The sequence below is a fragment of the Pseudomonas sp. TJI-51 genome (genome assembly GCF_000190455.2).
Lineage (GTDB): Bacteria > Pseudomonadota > Gammaproteobacteria > Pseudomonadales > Pseudomonadaceae > Aquipseudomonas > Aquipseudomonas juntendi.
In genome coordinates this window covers 1,931-2,374 of sequence record NZ_AEWE02000028.1, presented here as the reverse complement: position 1 = coordinate 2,374, position 444 = coordinate 1,931, and the positions used below count along the sequence as shown (strand labels likewise).

General features: G+C 67.3%; 1 protein-coding gene. It reads left to right on the top strand.

Going from position 1 to position 444, the window contains the following annotated elements:
• The coding region (locus tag G1E_RS29235) for an ABC transporter transmembrane domain-containing protein (protein WP_371259907.1) at positions 1 to 444 on the top strand (444 nt) is incomplete at both ends.

The following is a 444-nucleotide window of genomic DNA, read 5'->3' as shown; positions in this document are numbered from 1 at the left end:
GGCGCCTGGCGCGGCTGGCCAACGCCTCGATGCGCGAGTCGGCGCTGCGCAACGCCATGCTGGTGGAAAGCATCCAGGGCCTGGACGAAATCAAGGCGCTGCAGGCCGAGGCACGCTTCGAGCGCCAGTGGAACCAGTACAACGCAGCCTGTGCACACACCAACCTGCGCCTGCGCACGCTCACCAACGGCCTGGTGACCTGGACCCAGAACGTGCAAGGTGCCGTTTTTGCCGTGGTCATCGTGGTCGGTGCACCGATGGTGATCGCCGGCGACCTCACCACCGGTAGCCTGGTGGCAGCGTCGATGCTGTCGTCGCGGATGATGGCGCCACTGGCCCAGCTGACCCATGTGCTGACCCGCTGGCAGCAGGCCAAGGTCGCCCTGCAAGGCCTGGACAAGCTGATGCAGTCGGCGGTCGACCACCCCGAAGGCGAAGCGCGCG